Raw genomic sequence first — 21,789 nt, forward strand, 5'->3', positions numbered from 1 at the left:
GCAAGGCATGTACGGAGACATTAAAAGACCAGTGCCCTACACTCATCTTGAGTCTCCAGCTCTGACAGTTTTGTCCCGCTCACGTCGTTTCATTTTCCTGAAGTACCGCTTGAGCCTTCTGTTTAATGATGAGTAACGTAATGTCATCAAAAATTTTCTGTTGACCAATATGGCGGCGTACGTCTTCAATCACGGCTGCTTTAATGACGATCGCGGGCTGGTTCCAGTGCTGGGAGACGACTTGACAGAGGCGCTCGATGCCATAGAGTACATCCGCACTATTGGCAGCTTCTGTGATGCCATCGGTATAAAGCACAATGCCATCACCAGGGTGTAATTGCAATTCCACTTGTGCAACAAATTCGGCAATATCATCTACTAGCCCCAATGGAAAGCCTAGATTGATTGTGTTCACTCGCTCGATCGCGCCATCAGCCCGCACAATCAGCACATCCTCATGTTGCCCACTCAATTTCAAATGACCCGATCGATAGTCTACGAGTGTCAGAGTCAAATTGCGATCGGACTGCATCCGTTTGGCATTGTCGTAAATCACACGATTGAGCGTGGTTAAAAAGCGAGCGGCATCGGTTTCTTGGTTCGTTAAGAGCGTGCGGACGGCGGTTTGCACCATCAACATCAGGATGCCACTTTCCAAGCCATGCCCGGTGACATCGCCAATCCCAATTTTGATGGCACCATCTTGATGCAAGACATCGTAGTAATCGCCACCGACTTCATCGGCAGGTTCCATAAAGCCAGCAATGTCTAAGCCTGGAATCTCGCTCAGTTCCTCCTGTTTGGGCAGAATAATTTGCTGGAGTTGTCGTGTAATATCGAGTTCGGCTCCCATTCGCAGATTTTCTGATTGCAGCCGCTGATTGAGTAAGGTGATTTCCTCATTCGCCTGAGCAAGCTGCACGGTGCGTTCTTCAACTTTTTGTTCTAACGTCCGATAGAAGGAAGCATTTTCGAGCGCGATCGCGGCTTGGGCTGACAGGATGTTGAGCACCGTCAAACGTTCTGGCGTAAACGTATCGGCTGCCAGAGTGTTTTCCAAATAGAGAATGCCCGTCAGGTTGCCCTGGTTGAGAATGGGCGAACAAAGAATCGATCGCGGCTGCGTCTGAAGAATATAAGGATCGGTGGTAAAGATGCCCTCATCTGCGGCATTTCCCAACACCACATTTTCTCGTGTGCGTTGGACGTAGTGAATGATGGAAACAGGTAACGTCTGGATGGTAACGAGCGATCGCGATTGGACTAAGATGGGTTCCTCGCGATCGATTTGCCCCTCCGCCTCGATCTTCAATTCACTCCCATCGGACAGCAAGAGATAGCCTTTTTGAGCGCCAGCATTTTCCATTGCCAGTTTCAACAGCTTTGCCAGTAAGTGCTCGAACACGATTTCGCCGGAAATTGCCTGCGCCGCTTCCACTACTGTTCTCAGGTCAAGCTCGGAGCCAGAACGGCTACTCGTTGAACCAGAGGCAGATATTTTAGTTGGGATCGTAGCGGAGTCACTGGCGAGCTTGCGATCTCTTTGAGTTACCCGCAACGGGTCGCGCAACTGCGGATAAGCAGCCTCCAACGCCTCGACTTTGAACGTTGCACCCCAGCGTAGATAGGCATGACGGGCATCCAACAGATAAAGCTGAGCCAGTTTTTCGCGTTCCAGGCTGATGAAAAACTTAGCCGCCAATTCATTCCCTAATGCCACTTCGTTGATGTAGTCTTGGGTGCTGGCTCCGTGAATGGCGCGATCGTAGTAGACAACCGCTTCCGCATAGTGCCCCATCACCCGCAAACGTTCTGCTTCTACCAGATCGTGACGGTGCTGATAATTTTCGGGGCAATACCGCGCCCAACGTTTTGCCTGACGCTGGTTGCGGGCAACCTGACGCAAATAGCGCCGCTGTAATGGTTTGGATGCCTGAGAACACAGCGCCAAACAGGCAAGCGATTCGTAGAAATAGCGATTGACATAGCCCGGTGTGACGGGTGCCGATTCTTCTAGTGGTTTTGCCAGTTTTGCCGCCTGCAAGGAGCCAGCATAGTCGCCGCTGTGATAGAACCACATGGCTTTCGCAATATGGCTGTAGAACAGTGGAATGCCCAGACGGTTCTCGACGAAAAAGGGCAGCAGTTCCGCTTCATTGAACACTGTGTCAACCAAGCGGGTTGGTTCCGCCGCGCTACCCTGCAAATTCAATACCAGTTGATGCCAGGGCTGCATCTGGTAGACGATCGCCTCCTGGTTAAACCGCAAAAGCTGGGATGTATATGCCTGAAAATCCGCTACCACTGTTGAGAGTGATTCTCCCAAGAACAGTTGGTGAATGCAGTATACAGAGACGGCAAGCGCAGCATACTCTTGATTGCCCAACTCCAAGCCTTCATGATAGGCGTTGAGCAAGACGGGTAACGAGAGGCGCAGCGGTTCTTTCCAGTGGCGAATACAGGATTCGTAGGCAATGACCGTCAGCGTTTTATAGTAGCGATCGTCCAGACGATCGAGGAGTCGCAGGCTGATTTGGGCAAACCGATACGCGCCGTCAATATCGGCTAACCCCACCCGCAGCATGACCCCGTAAGCGACCCCCTGCACGGTAGACATAGATGAACTGCCGTAGCGCATCACTAAATTCACGACCCGCAGTGCCAGGAGCGCAATCAGTAAGGGAGCAGCGTTGACGGATGCCAACCCACCAGAGCCTGCCAGTTTGATCGCCGCCAGTTTGTACGGATCGGTCATCGGCGGCAGGTTTTCCAGCTCGTGGGTCGATCGCCTGCCCACCACCCAGAAGTGGGTTCGCAGCAGTTCTAACCCCACTCTGAGACGACTGGGGTTACGCGGAATCGGTTCGCCTAGACGCTCCATCGCGCTGATGATGGTGTCCAGTGCGCCATCCATATTGTTTTGAGCCGTGTAAGCACCCGCTCTAACCTGATATGCCTGCACGCAATCGAGGACAGTTTTGGCATGGTGCAGAATCCGCTCGACCAGGCGTTCGGTTTCGGGAAAGTCGCCGTTCAGGTAAGCTGATTCTGCCGCTTCTTCGTGAAGTTCCAGGGTCAACGGGTACTGCTGCTGCCAGCTTTCGGCTCCCAAAAGGTCAATGCCCGTCAACAAATACCGCACAGCCGTTTCGTAGGCGGCGGAATCTTTTGCTTTCTTGCCTGCCGTCAGGTTGAGGGTAGCCAGTTCTTCGCGCTGGGACTGAACGGTGGTAAGGCTGATACCAATGTTGAGCTGGTTCACAATGTCAAAAATCTTCTCTTCGCGTGACTCTGGACGAGTGTGTGCGAGCAACAACTGCCCGATTTCGCGATGGATACTCTGCTTGGCAGATTCTGGAATGAGGGCATAGGCAACCTGCTGGACGCGATCGTGAAGAAACTTGAACCCAAGCTCCAGATCCTCTGATGACTGCGCTTCAAGGTTGATAAATTTGTAATTATCGCCCAACGGCAAGATCAACCCTTCATTGACGCTTTCTCGCAGGTCGGCAGCGATCGTCGCCTGAGGCTGCTTGGAAATAATTGCCAGCGTCCGCAAGTCAAACTGATTGCCAATGCAAGACGCTAACTTGAGTGCCTGTTGGGTTCTGGGGTGGAGCTTTTGCAGCTTGCCCGTCATCAACTCCACCACGTTGTCTGGGACTTGCGCGGCACGGATCTGGGCTAAGTCCCAGTGCCAGATCCCCTGTTGCTCATCAAAGTTGAGTAACCCCTCCTCATAAAGAGACTTCAAAAACTCGTTGATAAAAAAGGGGTTGCCCCCCGTCACCTGAAGTACCAGTTCTGCCAGGAGTGGAGCGGTTGCTACGTCGCCAAAGGTATCAACAATGAGCTGAGTAATGGTGGGTAGAGTCAGCGGCGACAGCTCAATCTGGCTGATCGTGACGTTTGCTTTGCGGATTTCTGCGATCGCCTTCATCAGCAGAGACACATTCGCCTCGTTACTGCGGTAGGCTCCCAGCAAAAAGAGATGGCGACTACCAGGAGCCGTCAGCAGCAGGTTGAGCAGTTTGAGCGAGGCAGAGTCTGCCCACTGCAAGTCATCCAGAAAGATGACAAGGGGATGTTCCGGTTGTGTGAATACCCGTATAAATTTCTGGAACACCAGGTTAAATCGATTTTGCGTTTCTCTGGCACCCAGTTCAGTAACCGTTACCTGCTCACCAATAATTAGTGCCATCTCTGGAATGACATCAATCACAATCTGCCCGTTGTGACCCAGCGCCTTGAGCAGGTGCGATCGCCAGCGATCGATCTGTTCCTGGCTCTCGGTCAGCAGTTGGCGAATCAGTTCCTGAAAGGCTTGAATCAGGGCAGAGTAAGGAATGTTGCGCTGAAACTGATCATATTTCCCAGTGATGAAGTACCCATTTTGACGGGTGATGGGTTTGTGGATCTCACTCACCAGCGCTGATTTACCGATGCCGGAATAGCCTGAAACGAGCATGAGTTCGCTGCGTGAGGGAGTGGGGAGTGGGGAGTGGGGAGTGGGGAGTGGGAAAGAGTTTTGAGTAGCGCTTTGCGCCGCTACGCTAGAAAGTTTTGAGTTTTGAGTTGAAGCAGTTGTTAGTGGTTGGTTGTTAGTTGCTAGTGGCAGATCTTTCTGACTTTCTTGATCCCAATTCCCGACTCCCGACTCCCGACTCCCGATTCCCCCTTCTGCCTTCTGCCTCCCGCCTTCTGCCTCCCCACTCCCTGCCACCCGCTCAAACGCTGCCAAGAGCAATGCCACTTCTGCTTCGCGTCCGTACAGCTTTTGAGGAATTTGGAATTTGCCGGAGGCATCCTGCTGTGCCAGGGCAAAGGGAGCGATCGCCCCATCGTTACGCAGTTGCTCTAAACAGCGTTGCAGATCGGCTTTAATGCCATAGGCACTCTGATAGCGGTCTTCGGCATTCTTTGCCAGCAGTTTCATCACCAGGTCTGAAACAGCCTGGGGAATGGGAGTGGCGGCGGACGCTTGACGATCGGGCGGTTCGGGTTGTTTTGCCAGATGGCAGTGAATCAACTCCATCGCATCAGCAACGACGAAGGGCGGTGATCCTGTCAATAATTCGTAGAACGTGGCACCCAGCGAATAGAAGTCGGTGCGGTAATCCAGAGCACGATTCATGCGACCCGTCTGCTCTGGTGAGAGATAGGGCAGGGTTCCTTCCAGTACGTTAGGACTGCGAATCGTGGGGTTTTCGCGGGACAACACTGTGGCATTGCCAAAATCGATCAGTTTGACCTGTCCAGACGTTGAATTGAGCAGGATGTTGGCAGGATTGATGTCTTTATGAATGACATCTGCCGCATGCACGCTGCCGAGACTGTCAGCAATGGCGATCGCCAGCTCCAAAAATGCCACCAGGCTCAAGCGATGTGAACGAAGCACGCTTTGTAAAGACTCGCCCCCAAAATCTTCCAGCACTAGCACCAGACCGTTTTGATGGGGAGCCAGGTCATAAGCTCTGATGATGCCATCCCCGTTGAGGCGGTTGAGAATGTCATACTCCAGACGATATCTGCCCAGTTCTTCCAGGCTGGGGTAGTCTGCCTGCATGAGCTTAAGAATGAGCGATCGCGGCTCAGATGTGCTTTCTCCCCGGTAAACCAGAGAGCGATTGCTCTCGTAAAGTTTTTCAAGCACGTCGTAGCCAGCGATCGCAACCATAGCCTTTTCCGCTAAAACAGCCTCTTGTAGGTTGGGTTGAGGTTACGAAACCCAACACCCCAGAAGACGTTGGGTTTCATGCTTCAACCCAACCTACGCCAATTATTTGATCCACGATCTTAAAACAGAAATTGGGTTCTCAAGACTGTACCAAACACAGTCGGGTTGCCGCTGAAATTATTGGCATTAAACGTGGCAAAAAACGTTGGCACAATCCCAATATTGTCGTTCAGGGGGTAAAAGTAGGCGGCTTCCAGATTGACCTCCGTGCCACCATCACCATAGCCTGCCACGAAAAATTGGCGACCCGACAAAATGTTAAACGGCACGACGACTGACACGGTGCCTAACGCCCCTTTTTTGCCAACATCAGGAAACGCCAGACCCAGTTGAAACGCTTCCACCTTGGCAGACCCACCCGCAATGAGAGGATTGATGGGATCAAGGTCAGAGTGGCTGTAGGAATAGCGCCCAAACAGAGCTAGATTCGGGGTCAACGTCCAATCAAAGTTAAACACAAAGTTGTCCGAGTCGATGTCATTTAAGCGACCGCTAAAGCCATCATCGACCACCCCTCTAATTGAGTTCGTGAGGAAAAAGGGAAGGGGCAATGTGCTTGCGGGTGGCGTTTGCAGATGGGCGCGGGTATACAAAAAGCGAAGCGTAATTTGAGACGTGGGCGAGTAGGCTAACTCTGCCAGAACGGAATAGGAGCCATTGAACAGTCCCCGCGATGGATTCGCTGGACCATCTCCTCCGAAGTACTGTAGCGACGCGTCGTTGCGTGCCAGGTAGCCCGCTTGAAATACCAGCTTGGGACTGATATCCCAACTGACGATCGCCCCTGCGCCCGACAGCCCACTGTTTGCCAGCGTGCTTTGATAGGAGTTCAATCCACTGGCACCAGCGACCACATTGGTATAGGGGTTGATATCAAAATGCCGAAACGCCAGAATGCGCGGACCGACGACAAAGCGAACCGCATTGCCAACGGGAAAGCTGTACTTCAACTCAAACAAGCCCACACTGTTGGCGGAGAGCGGATTCACCGGGTTAGAGTCGGCATAGGGCACACCAAAGGTGCTGGCAAACCCCGCCGAGCTAAACACACTGGAGGGAGGACTGCCGTTGCCAGCAGCCAGAATCGTCGTCAGCGCATCGTTGCCAGAGAAGGAAGAAGTCAGAATCAAGTAGGTCGATTGGCTGAAGGTCGTTTCAGGATTACGAGTGGTCGTCGTCACTACTGGTTCCAACTGACCTGTAGCAGGGTTGGGCAGCCGTAATGCCAGACGAGCCGCTGGTAGGGAACCCGCGATCGGAATGCCCTCGGCTCTGACATCACCCGACGCAAATGCCTGACTCAAGTTCAAGGAGGTCAACACGTTCAGGCGCGTTGTCGCCGAAAATTGTTGTTTTTCAAGGGTCACAGTCCGCGCCTCCAGGCTACCCATGCGACCACGCAGCACTGCCAGTTCGGTCGCAAACTCTTCCTGCATCTTTTGGAGCGCCACCAGGTCTTCTTTTTTCACCAGGTCGGCAGTGCCTGCTGCAATGAGTTCATTCACGCGATCGAGACAGGCGTTGAGTCCGGCGGCAAATTCGTACCGGGTTAGCGATCGATTGCCCCGATAGGTTTGGTCAGGGTAGCCCACAAGGCATCCGTAACGCTCGACCAGTGACTGTAATGCCTGAAATGCCCAGTCGGTAGGTTTTACGTCTGAAAGCTGCGAGACGGACGTGACTTGATCGAGGGTTGTTGAATCCACGTCTGCGATCGCGTCTAGCGTGTCATCAAGTGCGGTCAGAGTGAAGCGATCGGCACTTCCTGATAAGGCAGTTTGCGCCATGACTGCCTTATCGGGTGCTGCCACTGCCTTTGATGCTGCGATCGCGGCTGTGAAAGCGCCTGCTAAAACCGCAGCACTCCATAGCCATCCAGACAAACCAATTCTGCTTACCGTCACAATTCATGCTCCTCACACTTAAAGCCAGCTTTAAACCACCAACTGCATTAAACCGAATTCGTGCGATCGAATTTTCTACAGCCTGAAATCATTCATCAATCTTAAGGCACGAACCTCTTTGTATCTGTGCCATGATGGTTTGTGCCAACTAATCAACGAGACTGTTATGCCTCAAAACGACCACCTCTGGGAACAGCTAAACAACGTAAGCTTCCAGGAGGCAACATCGTCTGAGCAAGGGTCAGTTTCATTAGAAAACCTCCGTCGAGAGGTTAGTGATCTGAGGCAGGCAAATGCCGATCTGGAAATTTTGTTGGAAACGACGACTGAGCACTCTACGCGCATTGAAACAGAACTCCAAGAAAAAAACGAAACGATGGAGGAATACCTGCGTCACGTGTATTGCGTCACAGCGGCTGCCGCTGCCGTTGAAGAAGGAACGTTTCAGTCTAGTATGTTAGCTAGTGTGATTCCTCGCGACGACCAGTTGGGACAACTTGCCCGTATGTTTCAAAGCATGGTTGCTCAGGTAAAACATCGGGAAGAAACGCTGAAACGGCAGGTAGAAGAACTGAAGATTGAGATCGATCAAACCAGACGGGTGCAGCAGGTTTCTCAAATTACTCAAACTGAGTATTTTAAGGAACTGAAGCAAAAGGCAAAGCAAATTAGAGGGTCGTTTGGTTCATAAGCAGCAAGCTTCCGTAGGTTGGGTTAGCGTCAGCGTAACCCAACAAAACCGTTGCTTGCGTTGGGTTTCACGTTGTTTAACCCAACCTACAAAAAAGATTTGTCAGTCAATCAGGGGTCGTTTAGTTCGTAAGCAGCAGGTTCATAAGCAGCAAGATTATGGCTAAAGTTGTGTCTGTTCACTCGTTTCGGGGTGGCACTGGTAAATCAAATACAACCAGCAATTTAGCCGCCGTCATTGCCTCTCAGGGAAACCGCGTCGGCATTGTGGATACCGATATTCAGTCACCAGGGATTCATGCCCTTTTTGGTCTGAGTGAAGCAACCGTGTCGTTGGCGCTGAATGATTATCTGTGGGGCAAGTGCGCGATCGAAGCCGCCGCTTACGATGTCACCCATACCATTCAGTCTGCGCCGCTACCATCTGGCAGCGCGCTATACCTCGTTCCATCCAGCATCAAAGTAATTGAAATTGCGCGTATTCTGAACGAAGGATATGACGTGCAACTGCTGAATGAGGGGTTTCGCCAACTCATTGAGGCATTAAAGCTAGACTATCTTTTGATTGACACGCACCCTGGTATCAATGAAGAGACGCTGCTCTCGATCGCCATGTCAGATGTGTTAGTGCTGATCTTGCGTCCCGACAATCAGGATTATCAAGGAACGGCTGTAGCGGTGGATCTTGCCCGCGAATTGGAAGTGCCCAAGCTGTTGCTAGTGGTCAATAAAGCACTTTCTAAATTCAACTTTGCCGAACTCAAACAGAAGGTTCAGTCAACCTACGATGTGCCTGTTGCTGGCGTATTTCCGCTCAGTGAGGATATGGCTGAACTGGCAAGTAGCGGTTTGTTTTGCTTCCGCTATCCCGATCATCCCTGGTCACTAGAACTGCATCAGGTTGTTCAGCATATTCTCAGCACTGATTTGTAAAGAAGGCTGTACACCATGCTGATTGGTCGAGCAAGACGATAGTGTTATGATGCTTCCAGATTTAATTAAGCAATAGGCATTGGTTGAGGGCTGAGTGCATGGCTCAAATATTTGGGGATTTCACTGAGCACCTGCCTGCTTGCAAAGAATATCTCACGATCGTTCTATCGCCCAGTTCCGATTCCTTGCGAGAACGCTGGCATTACAACGGTCTCTCGGCGGATTTCATGGCAGACTATTTTGCGACGTTTTTTCCTAGACGCGAAGCGTCAGTCTCAAAGATTAACAGCAAAGTTGAAGTGAAAAGTGTCGTTAGTTTCATTGCCAATGAATTGCTAGAAAACGCCATGAAATTTAACGATCGCACGACTGAATATCCCATCAGTATTACGCTACATCTGTTGAAAGATCGTCTTGTTTTCATTGCAACCAATAGCCTTAATGCTCATGCAGTGAGTCATTTTCAGTCGTTTATTCAGCAAATCACGACGGCTGATCCAGGCGAATTATTGGTGCGACAGCTTGAAAAAAATGCTGAGAATGAAAACGAGACTGATTCGGGTCTAGGACTTTTAACGATGATGAGTGATTATCTGGCAAAAGTCGGTTGGAAATTTGAAACGATTCAGCACGATCCAGAGATTATGACTGTAACGACAATGGTTTATTTGATGCTTTAGTAAGCAAAGTAAATTGGGGGCGATACAAACAGAGGCTGAAGGAAATGGAAATTAAGACCGAAAAGTATAGCGTTCTGTATGATGCTGAGGCTAAAACCGTTACCTGTAAAGGGGCTTTGCGTTTAGCAGGTATGCAAGATTACGCGCCGATCGTGCAGTTGCTTGATCAGGTCATTGAAGACCATCCATCTGTTTTAAAGCTGAACTTGCAAGCGTTGGAATTTTTGAACAGTTCGGGCATTAACGTCTTATCAAAATTTGTGCTGAAGGTACGCGGTCAAAAGGACGTTCACCTGATTGTAAAAGGCTCAACCACCATCCCCTGGCAAGAGCGATCGCTCACCAACTTGCAACGACTAATGCCGCAGTTGGAACTGATATGGGAGTAGCTCTTGTTCAACAGTAATGATGTGATCTTACTTGTACTTTTATTAGCATCGGTTGTGACATCAATTGGGTATCTGGTAAGTGTCCACCAGGCAGCAAAGCAGTTACCTCGCATTGATTTATCAGAAATATTTGACAACAACGATCCTGCTGTTCAATCCCCTACCGTTTCAGTGATCATTCCGGCTTACAACGAGGAAGACAACATTGCAGAGTGCGTTAAGTCTATTTTGACCAGCACTCAACTATCAGAAGAGCATCTAGACGTTTGGGTTGTTGATGATCAATCGACCGATCGCACTTTAGAGATTCTCCAGACATTGCAGTTGCAACTGGCAGATCCAAGATTAAAGATCCTGTCAGGTCTGCCCAGACCAAACGGACAGGTATGGACTGGAAAAAACTGGGCGTGTCAACAGGGAGCAGACCGTGCCAAAGGAGACTTTTTCCTGTTTATTGATGCTGATGTTCGCTTGAAGCCAAAGTCAATTTCGGCTGTGATTCAAACAGCACTCGATCGCCAATTAGATTTCCTCACCTGCGTACCAACGATCGTCTGTGGCTCACTAATAGAGTGGTTGGTGCAACCTCTTATGTTCATCAATTTGATCGTTACGTTTAACTCTGAGATCGTTAAAGATCCAACAACAAAAACGACTTATGCGCTGGGTCCGTTTTTATTGTTTCGATCATCGATCTATCGTGCGATCGGGGGACATCAAGCTATTGCCGATCAGCCTGCTGAAGATGTCGCTCTGGCTCGGAATATTAAACATCAAGGCTTTCGACTACAACAGTTTTTAGGAGCCGAGCTTGCATCGCTCCGCATGTATCAAAACTGGACTTCTCTCTGGGAAGGTTGGACAAAAGTTTTATACATTGGCGCACAACGAAGTGTATCGCTCATGGCTCTCCTGGTGGTGGTAATGCTGCTCATCTACACCATTCCCTGGATTAGCTTAATAATAGCCATATTTCAATGCTTACAGGCTTTCACTACCCTTCATTATCTCGAATTCGGACTAGCTGTCTTGACAATTTTATTACAATATTGGATTAGACAAACGGGCGCACAGGCGCTCGGTTCGTCAACAAAATACTGGTGGCTACAAGGTATAGGAGGTTTGTTAGTAGCTGTTCTTGCGATCGCGTCCATCATTAAAACCGAAACGGGCTGGGGTTGGACTTGGCGAGGACGAAAATTGACACTGCCTAAAAAAGTGTAGGCGATGGAAGCGCTGTAGGAGACCTAAATTATTCATGAGCAGTACATGGTTATTTAAGTAGTTAGTGGTCAGTGATGAGTGATTAAATCGGGATCTAAAGCTGAAAGCTAACATCTTTCACAAATTGCATAGGATGGCTATATGAATAAACTCTGTTTCGTTCTAACTCTGACGGCTACTTCGGCATTAAGCGGCACTTTTTGGGCTTCTCTTTCTAGTCAGGCACAAGCAAAGTCTCCTGTTTCTCTCCCTCAACGCCTTGCCCAAGCGAATTGTTCTGCATCAGAACTATCTCGATCGAATCCGCCCTATCGATGCATCACACCAGCCATTCTCAGATGCCTAAAAAAGAACAATACTGGCGGCGGTGGTTCGCTTGACTATAAGGGCGGTAATAGCGGTGAAATTGTTGTCAAAGGTAACGCGGTTGGATCAGTCGCGCTCCTGGGGTTTCGCTTTGATGAATCAACTCAAACTTTAGACTTGAACATGAAAAAGAAGTTTTTTGCCGTTCCAGAACAGCGAATTTGGGATGGGTTTAAAGATACGATCTCGAAATGCAGACAAAACCCTAACCGTTAAAGTTGTCTTGCAGAAATCGATGTCAAAGCGGTCGGGCAAAACGGTTTGATGGGAAAGCGATCGTATCCTTCACCAGGGATTACCAATTAGAGTAAACGCAGCCCAGTAATACGGATGGGAGACATCCGCACCATCAAAACTCGCTAGTTCTGGTGGCAGCAATCGTCCACCACGTCTAGCCGCGATCGCAAAGCTATAGTTCAGGTTGACACGGCGCTTGAGCATGGCTATTTGCGCTTGTCGCAACGCTTCTACTTTAATGGGCGCTGTTTTGAGTTGGCGGTAAAACTCGGTCATCAGCACAGGCGTGACGGCATCGCTGACTGACCAAAGACTGGCGATCGCGGCTTTACTGCCTGCCATCACTGCCAGCCCTGCAAACCCTAACTCTGCCTGTGGATCGCCCAACGCTGTGCGACAGGCACTCAGCACCAACAACTGCACGGCTGGAGCGTTGAGCAAGCCCAAATCTCGGATTTGATCCAGATGCAACTGGGTATCCCAAAATTGAATGTAGGATTCATCGACTGACCCTGGCACAAACTCGGCGTGGGTTGCCAGGTGAATGATGCCAAACGGGTAAGCGGCAAGACGCGCTTTTAACGTTGCCAGAGTAAACGCTTGATTGAGCCAGTACTCGCTCTGCGAAGCGTTACCAGCAATGGTTGACACTTCTAATGGCACCCCAGGTAAGGATGGTCGTTCCTTGAAGGTTGACGCGCCCATTGCCAGTACCTTTGTTTTTTGCAAGTTGCTCAAGCGGCGATCGAGCAAATTAAAGGCTGGAATCAGTGCCAGATTATACGTTTCGATCAGAAACCGCTGACCATCGTGAAGCGCTGCCAGGGGAACACTACGGAGATCCTTGCCAGCACAGAAAATGAGTGTGTTAATCTTCTGTGCCTGTAGCTCTGACTCTAACGGCGCAATCATCCACTGATACAACTGTTGAGCCACAGGCAGGTAAGTGGTGCGGTTGGAATTTGGGTTCACCATACTGGCTTGGAAGGTTTGCACAGTCTTTCGCAATATCTCCTGGTTGGCAGCGCTGATCCGTCTATGCAAGGGCGATCGTCCCGGCATCACCAGCACTAATTCCAATTGCGTGTCTAATGGAATGGCGTAAATCAATGCGGGTTTCTTGCCTGTCAGAGCAGTAATTTGTTCTAAGTCGCGGGAGATGTCGTCAACTGTTCTCACCTGGCTTGTGAGTTTGCCCTCAAAGTAATCTTCGTACTGTTGTTTCCAACCCTGCTCGATCTGTTGAATGGCATCGGCAAGATCGCCGCGATCGAGCGTTTGCTTAAGGCGCTCAGGGTTCAACCGCAGAAACGTACCAGTCGGAGGTTCCGCTGTAACGAGAAGAGGGCGGGGAAGCGCTGCCTCAACAGTGGCATCAGGCACCATAAATGAGGGAGACAGCCCAGTCAGCGTTAAACTCAACGCCAGCGAAAACAACAAAGCAAACCGGATGAGAGTCATCGCGCCTCCTAACCAGACGATTATTATTCCTGGTTTAATAGTATTTTGGGTCTAGAACGTGGGTTAAACCAAGCTGATTGAAGAGAGATGTGGGATTTGGTGAGTCAATCGGGATCGCCAGGATTGACTCAGACAGAGGCTTAGGAACCACCTCGCTTACTAGAGGCTCAGGCTTCCCGTGGCTGAAGTCCAGCGCTATACTCCTTCCAGTTCTATACTCTTTCCAGTTATAGATGTGGTATCGGCGTTTCATGCGGTGGTTTTGATGTGGTAACTAAAACCTATCACGTCATCCCATTCGCTCTTTCGGTGCAACAACGCCCACTTGCAATAGAAATGAGTGGTCAAAATCATGAAATTTGTCTTTCTAGGCTCTGGCTCTGCGTTTACTGTTGGAGCAGATAACTTCCACTCAAATATGCTCTTGATCAGCGATCGTGGCAAGAGCTTCTTGATTGATTGCGGCTCAGATATTCGATTTTCCTTACTCTTAGCTGGCTTCTCCCACACCGATATTTCTGATATTTACATTAGCCACTTGCACACGGATCACGCGGGCGGTCTTGAGTTTATTGGCTTAAATACAAAGTTTGATCCAACGTGCGATCGACCCAATCTTTACCTCAGCAAAGATTTAGCTGGTGACTTATGGGAACGAACCTTATCGGGTGGAATGCGATCGGTGGAAGGAGATATTCTAGATCTGGAATCATATTTTAAGGTGCATAAAATTGACCGAAATAGTTATTTTGAGTGGGAAGGAATTCAATTTAATCTGGTCAAAGTAACTCATGTTAATAATGGCTATTTTATCATTCCTAGCTATGGACTGTTCTTTGAGGTAGAGGGTGTTAAAGTCTTTTTAACCACAGACGCTCGCTTAACGTTAGAAGACAATGCGACGTTCTACGAACAAGCCGATCTTATTTTTCATGACTGTGAAACTAGCCCCTTTCCTAGCGGGGTTCATGCCCACTATCACGAGTTGTTAGCGCTGCCAGCAGAAATCAAACGGAAGATGTGGCTCTATCATTATCAACCAGGGGCGTTGCCTGATGCCGAAAAAGACGGCTTTCAAGGCTTTGTAAAACGAGGGCAAACGTTTGATTTCTCCAATTCATTTCTACCTTCTAAAGAAAAGGTTTAATCCTTTTAATGATGCCTCCAGAATTCAACCAACAAAATCTGACGGGCGAACCTTATCAGATGAAGGGAAACCAATCATTTCTGCTGCATAATCCCCAAACAGTTTGGGTCGTGCAGTCAGGAGAAATTGGCTTGTTCAGGGTTGCGAGTAACGAGGGAATGCCGATCGGTGCGCGTCGCTACTTGTTTAGCTGCAAAGCTGGAGAAGCCTTATTCGGCATCGTACCAACCGACGATCAGCCATATGGGCTTTTAGCCGTAGCGCTTGAAGAGACCGACCTCCTTAAAGTAGACAGAAAAACCCTGGAGTTGTGGATCGCAGAGGCAAATCCAGCGGTGACCTCGCTCCTTGAGACCTGGATGAAGCACTATCAAGCGCTACTGGACACAGCAGGCGACGATCGTGCCTTTTCTCTGGAGCAGCGGTTAAGTAGTCGTAGTCCTGAGACATCGCTCTTCGCCCCAAATTTGACGCTGGAGTCGCTCCTGCAATTTAACACCCAATTTCTCGCCTCTCTGGATCAGTTTGAAGAGCAGGAGCAAGCGGCGGAGTGGTCGAGGTTTCAGATGCAGGATCGCTTTAATCATCAAGCCTCCGAAGCGGCGATCGCGTCTCTCGCTTCGTTGTTAAACCCTGATGTAGACAACGCCAGTCGGTTTGCGATACCCCCTGACCTGACCGCTGAACAGGCGCAATATCTGTCTCTCTACAAAGCGGCTCAGAGAGTCGCACAGGCGTTGGGCATCTCGCTTCAGCTTCCAGCCAAGTCGGAAAACCTTGCTCGCTTAAAGGAACCGTTGGATGCGATCGCGCGTGCCTCCCGTGTCCGCATTCGTCGGGTACTTCTCAGCGATCGTTGGTGGCGTAAAGATTGTGGACCCTTACTCGCGTACTTGCGCCCAGAAAATCGCCCGGTGGCGTTAATCGCATCCGCACCAGGTCGTTATCAACTGTTCGATCCAGTGGCAGGAACGTACACGCCCATCACTGCGGCAACTCAGGCACAATTGTTTTCCGTTGCATACGTCTTTTACCGTCCTTTGCCTGAACGCATCACTCAACTGCTAGAGGTGCTGCACTTTGGCTTAAAAGGGAGTACGAAGGATTGGTCTGTGATTTTTTGGGCTGGTATAGCAACCACGCTTCTAGGCATGTTGCTGCCGCAATGTCTCGCCATCCTTATTGATCAGGCGATTCCCGATGCCAACCATGAGCTACTACTCCAACTGGGTTTTGGGCTGTTGGCAGCGATCGTGGGTGGACTCGTCTTTCAACTGGCTCAAGGCGTGGCGCTGATGCGAATTGAGACATTGGTAGAGTCCTCGACTCAAACGGCGCTGTGGGATCGATTGCTGAGTCTGGGCGCACCGTTTTTTCGCCAATACTCCGTGGGGGATTTGCGCGAACGGGTTGCAGTAATGGGGAGCATTCGGCACCAAATCACGGGGGTTGTTCTACGCACGCTCTTTACCAGCACGTTTGCACTTTTGAATCTCGCCCTTTTGTTTTACTACAGTTCTTCGTTGGCAATGGTCGCCAGTGCTGTAGCGGTAATTGTCGGTATCGTGACGATCGCCGTTGGCAGCGTAACTTTGCGTCAGGTGCCGCCCCTACAGGCACTAGAGGGCAAAATTTTTGGGCTGATGGTGCAACTCATCAACGGGGTCGCAAAACTCCGCGTCACAGGGGCAGAGGCTCGCGCCTTCGCGCATTGGGGCAAGCAATATAGCCACCAGCAAATGCTGAAGCTCAAAATGCAGCAGCTTGAAGACACTTTGCTAGTGTTCAATCAACTCCTGCCCATCCTGAGTGCCGTGGTACTGTTTGGGGTAGCGGCACGGCTTGGCGTAACGCAGGCGGCGGGAAGACTCTCGACTGGAACTTTTCTGGCATTTAATGTTGCCTTTGGTAGTTTTATTGTCGGGGTGACAGAACTGAGCAATACTGTCTTGAATAGCTTGGTGGCGATCGCCCTCTGGCAACGAGCGCAACCCATTCTGCAAGCGCAACCAGAGGTAGACGGTGGCAAAACGGAGCCAGGGCAACTCTCTGGTAGCATCACCTTAAGCCACCTTACGTTTCGGTATCGCCCGGATGGTCCAGCCACCTTAGACGATGTGACCATTGAGGTGAGCAATAAAGAATTTATTGCCATTGTGGGACCGTCCGGCAGCGGTAAGTCAACGCTGTTTCGTTTATTGTTGGGCTTTGAAACCCCGCAAGCGGGTCAGGTCTACTACGATGGTCAGGACTTGCGTGGGCTAAACATTCATTCAGTCCGGCGACAGTTGGGGGTGTTGCTGCAAAATAGCCGCACGAGCACTGCCTCCATTTTTGAGAACATTGCTGGCAATGCCCTCATCACAATGGATGAGGCATGGGAAGCCGCCAATTATGCAGGGTTAGCCGACGAAATTAACGCGATGCCGATGGGGATGCATACCGTTGTCAGCGAAGGGGGCAGCAATTTGTCGGGAGGACAGCGGCAGCGGCTACTCATTGCCCGATCGCTCGCCCTCAAACCGCGCATCTTACTGTTTGATGAGGCAACCAGCGCTCTGGATAACCGCACACAAACCATTGTGAGTGAAAGCCTGGAACGGCTGCAAATCACCCGCATCGTCATTGCCCACCGCCTGAGCACCATTCGTAACGCCGATCGCATCTATGTGCTACAGGCAGGTCGCATTGTGCAACACGGTCGGTTTGAGGCATTGATCGAGCAAGACGGCATGTTCCGCCAACTGATGCAACAGCAGATCGCTTAGTGAGAAGTAAACCGATTGCTCTCTGCCCTATCGAGGCTTGATTGTACCCAGGCTGAGTTGCCCAACCGTTGGATCTCCAGGAATTTGACCTAAGCCAACTGACTTCAGCAACGCGCTCCACTCATTCGTCAGGGTGCGATCGGTTGGATTGGTACGCCGTAGCTCAGACAGCGTGGTTAACGTATCTTGCCAAATGCCAGCCTGAGCGTAGATATTGGGGCGCTTACGCGGAACTGCGGTCTTCAGAGCACTCGTAAGAGACTGATTCGGCTCAATGCGTTGAATCCAGGCAGTGACAAAATCATCTCTCAGTCGATCGTTTGGTTGGCAAACAACATTGAAGAACCATTGGTAATCCTTGCCAACCTCCAGAGGCGCTGCATCGGCAGGCAACCGAAAGCTAACGACACCCGGTTTTCCTGGAAGTACGATCGGGGTGCGATACACATCATTGTCATCCACATCTTTAAGCACAAACTCTGCCGCTTGAGCCGTCGTTTTGGGGAGGTATAAGAAGACCGTCGGATGCGATTCGGTGGTTAGCCCGATCTTGCTTGACGGCACCAAAACCGTGAGTGGTGTTCTTTCTTTAATACAGGAGCCACTGCGGGTTGCTCCTCCAGCCGTTGTTTTCGGCACCCCCCGATTAGGCGGCTTGAACTGTGCCTGGGTGGGGCTTGCCCAACTGAGACCGATCGCAACCGTAGCTAGAGTAAGAGACAGGGCAATCAAAGTTAGAGGAAATCTTTTTTTAAGCATTACAGAACGAGCCTCCAATCAAAGGCATAGACAGACAGAATAAGCACTTAACCATAGAGTACATCAACAGACTCACCGCCTTAATTGCCATCATATAGATAAAATAGTTTTTTTGTGTTAGTACTAAAAGACTATTTTTGCGTGGCAATCAAATGAAAGCAAACGGCAAAGGGAACTAGAGTTTAGACGATCGACTTTAGCCTTAGACCTGATTAACTGACAAATGTTCCACTGTAGGAATTTAGACTATAGACGATAGACTTTGAATCGTTTTCACCCTTTGACATCAGGTTTAGATGCCTTTTGGTCTATAACTCAGCCTCAATCCTCTAAGCGCGAAGGCAAGAAAAGGGCGTGAAAGGCTCAGCACCAGAAAGCCTTTTGACACCGCTCTAAATGCACGACTACAGCCAATTGCCGACCAGGACAAAGGGTGCCCAGTAATAAGGGGAGGGATATTTGGAAACCAAAAAAAGCTGAGCTTGCCTGAGCGCTTGAGCTTTAGACACATTCTGTTGGTTCAAGACTTGATAAAACTGCGTCATGAAAGCAGCCGTTGCCTCATCATTGACGGGCCACAGGGAGGCGATCGTGCTCCTTGCGCCAGACTGTACAGCGATGCCAGCTAAGCCCAACGCCGCGCGACTGTCTCCCGAAGCCGTCTGGCAAGCACTGAGCACCAATAACTCCAGGGCATTTGCCTCGTTTTTGTCTCGCGTTTGCAGTAGCTGGTCTAATTGCTTGACGCTGAGGCGTTGATCCCACGTAAGGATAAACGTTTGGTCAGCATTGGAGCTAAACTGCCCGTGGGTTGCCAAGTGAATCACACTATACGGAGCGTTGCCTAATTGCTGTTCAAGATTTTTGTTCGTTAGTTGCTCATTCAGAATCAGTTTGCTTGGAATCTGAGAGTGGATGTCTTTCACTTCAGTTCCCACACTGGGCAAGGCTGGAAAGCCCTGGGTAGACTCCGTTAAACCAGCAATTAAGGCATTAATTTGTTTATGTTCAAGGGGGCGAGGGTCGATAAGCTGTAAGCCCGGAGTCAAAGCAACGCCGTACTTTTGCACCAGATATTGGCTCCCATCGTAAAGCGCAGCCATCGGCAAATTCCGCAAGTTGCCATTCATGATGAACACCAACGTCTTGACTCCAGACTGGGCTAACTCTGCTTCTGCGGGACGAATGAGCCAGTCATAAATTGTTTTGCCTAACCGACGATGATCGCTGATGGGCGCACTCGGAATGAGAGATTGGCGAAATTGATTGGTGAGGCGATCGACCGCTTTGGGTGTAATGGCTGTGGAGTAATGCAACAGGCGCACCCGTCGCAATGTCTGAGGATCATAAAGACTTACAATCACCTCCAGGCGATCGTTGAGCATGATGGGATACACGATGGCTGCGGCTGGATCTACGCCCTCGATCGGCGCTTGTATTCCGCCGCACGCTTCCCGCAAAAAGTTTTCTAGCTCTGCGGTCTGGAGTGATTCGATCACCGATCGCGCGGCTTCTAAGTTGCGATCGTGTTGGGTTGGTTCGTCATGCTGCAACAACAGGTCAACCAACTCAAGATACACAGGTTCAGCACTGAGCCGGAACGAAAACTGCACATCCACATTGTCCGTGTTGATGGTCGCCAAATCTTTGCGGAGTGCATTGAGTGTCTCGACCGCCTGCGTGTAGGCAGCAATGGCTCCCTGAGTATCGTTCTGAGCCTTCAGCAGCCGTCCTAACTGCCACTGCCACCGATACGCAATATCGGCTGCATTCACCGTTCTAGCGAGTGAAAGTGCCTGCTGAGTGAACGTTTGAGCCACTTGCCATTGTTGGTTTTGCTCATATTCAGAACCGAGATACCCCACTGCATACGATTGCGCTTGGACATCGCCTAAGCTTTCAGCCTGCTTTGCGGTGGTGGTTAGCAGTTGCATTGCGAGGGCACGCGACGGTTCAGCACCCAGCTTGAGTAAGTTGCGGGCAAAATGAATGCGCGCATAGAGGTTGGTATGGCTTACAGGCAAGCGATCGAGTTGCGCCTGAATGGGAGCTGACAGCGCTTGTGCCTGTTGTTGAGAGTCGATGCCAGTACCATCAACCAGTAAGCTTTGCTGATTCAACAGTGCCTGAACATTGCTGGCAGGGGAGTCGCCAATCTTGGCTGCCTGCTGATAAAACTGGAGTGTTTGTTGATCAAATTTACGCCAAAGTACATACGATTGAATCTGAAAATCGCCCAAACTTTCAGCCTGTTTTGCAGCCGTTTCCAGGAGTTGAACCACGTCACTATTGGTCTGTTCGCTACCGAGTTTGATCAGGTTCTCAGCCAAGTGGATGTAGGCGTAGAGAGCTGTGTGGCTGATGGGTAAGCGATCGAGTTGGAATTGGATTTGAGGTGAGAGCGCCTGTGCCTGGAGCCATTGTGGAGAATTGCGGTTATTGCCCTTGAGCAGTGCTTGTTGTTGATTCAGCAATGCTTGAATTTTTCTAGCGTCTGGATCAGTAAAGCCTGCTGTCTGCTGATAGTACTGGAACGCCTCTTGATAGCTCGTTTGGAGTTCACTGGGTCGATCGGCATAGAGAGTTGCTTGAATATTGCGTTGAGCCAGAGTTGTACGCCCTAAACCGATTAATGCCGCCGCCATATCGGAGGACGATTTTATCTGTTGGGCAAGCTTCAGCCCCTGCTGCAAGACCGTCTGAGCGCTGGGTGATTGCTCTGACAAACGCCCTAGCTGACGCAATGTATCCCCATAGTTGAGAAGGATAGAAACCTGAAGCGGCAGCGGCTGCTCTCTGCGAGTGCTGTACAGCGGTTCTAAAAGTGCATCGGCTCGTTTATAAAAGCCCAATGATTTGAGCGCTTGTGCCTGATTTAGCACACTGAGGATGGCTCCAGTAGAATCACCGATCGCAGTATAGTTCTCTGCTGCTTGCTTCCAGGACTCCAGCGCTGGTTCAGCTTTCCCTAACGCGAACTGCAATTTGCCTTGAGTATTCAGCACCTGAGCAAGCACCTGCCGCTCCTCGCTGGTGAGGCGATGAGGCGGAGGATTGGCACTGGTCGAAGCGATCGCGGTTGCAGTTGGTTGTCCTAATAACTGCAAACTGGTGGCGATCGTCGTTGTTGCTTGAGTCCAGTCGCCCAGTTGTTGATATGCCAACGAAAGATTGCTCAATGCCATTGCTTGCAGCAGTCGATCGCCCTGAGAAGCTGCAACAGTGGCAGCTTGTTGCCAAAACTGCACAGACTGATCAAACTGTCCTGCTTTGTACGCCTCTCTGCCCTGCTGTAAAAGGCTTTGGGCATTCAATTCAGGCTGCTGCGCCACTACCCCGTTTAGATCTCGGTCTACTTCAATTAGCTGTGCGACTCCGGGAGCCAGTAAAAACAAGGTGGCTAAGAGGGCAAGCACCAGCACTATGACTCCTTTCAAAAACTTAGCGCGAGAAAGAACGGCGTACTGCCACCCCTTGCGGGTAACTCGGAATCG

Annotated in this window: 13 protein-coding genes; 8 read left to right on the forward strand and 5 right to left on the reverse strand. The window is 50.3% G+C overall.

Annotated features, from left to right (window positions below; all coding sequences use genetic code 11):
• Positions 1–79: 79 nt before the first annotated feature.
• Together AC5JO6_RS21580 and AC5JO6_RS21585 are read right to left on the reverse strand one after the other, a co-directional pair.
• Positions 80–5,677 carry an AAA family ATPase gene (locus AC5JO6_RS21580; protein ID WP_496083099.1) on the reverse strand — a complete coding sequence of 1,866 codons (5,598 nt, stop codon included), beginning with the start codon at positions 5,675–5,677 and terminating at the stop codon, positions 80–82.
• 119 nt (positions 5,678–5,796) lie between these two features.
• Entirely contained in the window at positions 5,797–7,641 is a 1,845-nt protein-coding gene (locus AC5JO6_RS21585) for an iron uptake porin (protein WP_496083100.1), read from the reverse strand.
• Positions 7,642–7,807: 166 nt separating this feature from the next.
• On the opposite strand from AC5JO6_RS21585, the gene AC5JO6_RS21590 reads away from it, so the two are divergent.
• The 6 genes from AC5JO6_RS21590 (at position 7,808) to AC5JO6_RS21615 (ending at position 12,139) form a co-directional block, all read left to right on the forward strand.
• Entirely contained in the window at positions 7,808–8,332 is a 525-nt protein-coding gene (locus AC5JO6_RS21590; RefSeq protein WP_496083101.1) for a histidine kinase, read from the forward strand.
• Positions 8,333–8,490: 158 nt separating this feature from the next.
• Entirely contained in the window at positions 8,491–9,264 is a 774-nt protein-coding gene (locus tag AC5JO6_RS21595) for a MinD/ParA family ATP-binding protein (RefSeq protein WP_496083102.1), read from the forward strand.
• A 98-nt stretch (positions 9,265–9,362) separates the two neighbouring features.
• The gene (locus AC5JO6_RS21600; protein WP_496083103.1) at positions 9,363–9,944 is read left to right on the forward strand and encodes a slr1658 family protein; all 582 of its coding nucleotides are present in this window, start codon (positions 9,363–9,365) and stop codon (positions 9,942–9,944) included.
• A 44-nt stretch (positions 9,945–9,988) separates the two neighbouring features.
• Positions 9,989–10,333 (forward strand): slr1659 superfamily regulator, encoded by a 345-nt coding sequence (locus tag AC5JO6_RS21605; protein ID WP_496083104.1) that lies wholly within the window; start codon positions 9,989–9,991, stop codon positions 10,331–10,333.
• 54 nt (positions 10,334–10,387) lie between these two features.
• Positions 10,388–11,557 carry a glycosyltransferase family 2 protein gene (locus tag AC5JO6_RS21610; RefSeq protein ID WP_496083105.1) on the forward strand — a complete coding sequence of 390 codons (1,170 nt, stop codon included), beginning with the start codon at positions 10,388–10,390 and terminating at the stop codon, positions 11,555–11,557.
• 141 nt (positions 11,558–11,698) lie between these two features.
• On the forward strand, positions 11,699–12,139 hold the full coding sequence (locus AC5JO6_RS21615) for a hypothetical protein (protein WP_496083106.1): 441 nt from the start codon (positions 11,699–11,701) through the stop codon (positions 12,137–12,139).
• Positions 12,140–12,208: 69 nt separating this feature from the next.
• Here AC5JO6_RS21615 and AC5JO6_RS21620 read toward each other — a convergent pair whose 3' ends face one another.
• Positions 12,209–13,621 (reverse strand): CHAT domain-containing protein, encoded by a 1,413-nt coding sequence (locus tag AC5JO6_RS21620; RefSeq protein WP_496083107.1) that lies wholly within the window; start codon positions 13,619–13,621, stop codon positions 12,209–12,211.
• Between the two features lie 352 nt (positions 13,622–13,973).
• Here AC5JO6_RS21620 and AC5JO6_RS21625 point away from each other — a divergent pair, with 352 nt between their 5' ends.
• Entirely contained in the window at positions 13,974–14,768 is a 795-nt protein-coding gene (locus AC5JO6_RS21625) for an MBL fold metallo-hydrolase (RefSeq protein WP_496083108.1), read from the forward strand.
• Positions 14,769–14,776: 8 nt separating this feature from the next.
• Complete coding sequence (locus AC5JO6_RS21630) at positions 14,777–17,536, forward strand: NHLP bacteriocin export ABC transporter permease/ATPase subunit (protein WP_496083109.1); 2,760 nt, start codon at positions 14,777–14,779, stop codon at positions 17,534–17,536.
• A gap of 27 nt (positions 17,537–17,563) precedes the next feature.
• On the opposite strand, the gene AC5JO6_RS21635 is transcribed toward AC5JO6_RS21630, so the two are convergent.
• Together AC5JO6_RS21635 and AC5JO6_RS21640 are read right to left on the reverse strand one after the other, a co-directional pair.
• On the reverse strand, positions 17,564–18,295 hold the full coding sequence (locus tag AC5JO6_RS21635; protein WP_496083110.1) for a DUF928 domain-containing protein: 732 nt from the start codon (positions 18,293–18,295) through the stop codon (positions 17,564–17,566).
• A gap of 404 nt (positions 18,296–18,699) precedes the next feature.
• Positions 18,700–21,717 (reverse strand): CHAT domain-containing protein, encoded by a 3,018-nt coding sequence (locus AC5JO6_RS21640; protein ID WP_496083111.1) that lies wholly within the window; start codon positions 21,715–21,717, stop codon positions 18,700–18,702.
• Positions 21,718–21,789 lie beyond the last annotated feature (72 nt).

It is taken from the genome of Tildeniella sp. (assembly GCF_059505325.1).

Bases quoted from the DNA above. Each gene is read 5' to 3' on its own strand.
- AC5JO6_RS21620 (WP_496083107.1), bottom strand. From the start codon at position 13,621: ATGACTCTCATCCGGTTTGCTTTGTTGTTTTCGCTGGCGTTGAGTTTA.
- AC5JO6_RS21615 (WP_496083106.1), top strand. From the start codon at position 11,699: ATGAATAAACTCTGTTTCGTTCTAACTCTGACGGCTACTTCGGCATTA.
- AC5JO6_RS21605 (WP_496083104.1), top strand. From the start codon at position 9,989: ATGGAAATTAAGACCGAAAAGTATAGCGTTCTGTATGATGCTGAGGCT.
- AC5JO6_RS21590 (WP_496083101.1), top strand. From the start codon at position 7,808: ATGCCTCAAAACGACCACCTCTGGGAACAGCTAAACAACGTAAGCTTC.
- AC5JO6_RS21630 (WP_496083109.1), top strand. From the start codon at position 14,777: ATGATGCCTCCAGAATTCAACCAACAAAATCTGACGGGCGAACCTTAT.
- AC5JO6_RS21625 (WP_496083108.1), top strand. From the start codon at position 13,974: ATGAAATTTGTCTTTCTAGGCTCTGGCTCTGCGTTTACTGTTGGAGCA.
- AC5JO6_RS21635 (WP_496083110.1), bottom strand. From the start codon at position 18,295: ATGCTTAAAAAAAGATTTCCTCTAACTTTGATTGCCCTGTCTCTTACT.
- AC5JO6_RS21600 (WP_496083103.1), top strand. From the start codon at position 9,363: ATGGCTCAAATATTTGGGGATTTCACTGAGCACCTGCCTGCTTGCAAA.
- AC5JO6_RS21595 (WP_496083102.1), top strand. From the start codon at position 8,491: ATGGCTAAAGTTGTGTCTGTTCACTCGTTTCGGGGTGGCACTGGTAAA.
- AC5JO6_RS21580 (WP_496083099.1), bottom strand. From the start codon at position 5,677: ATGGTTGCGATCGCTGGCTACGACGTGCTTGAAAAACTTTACGAGAGC.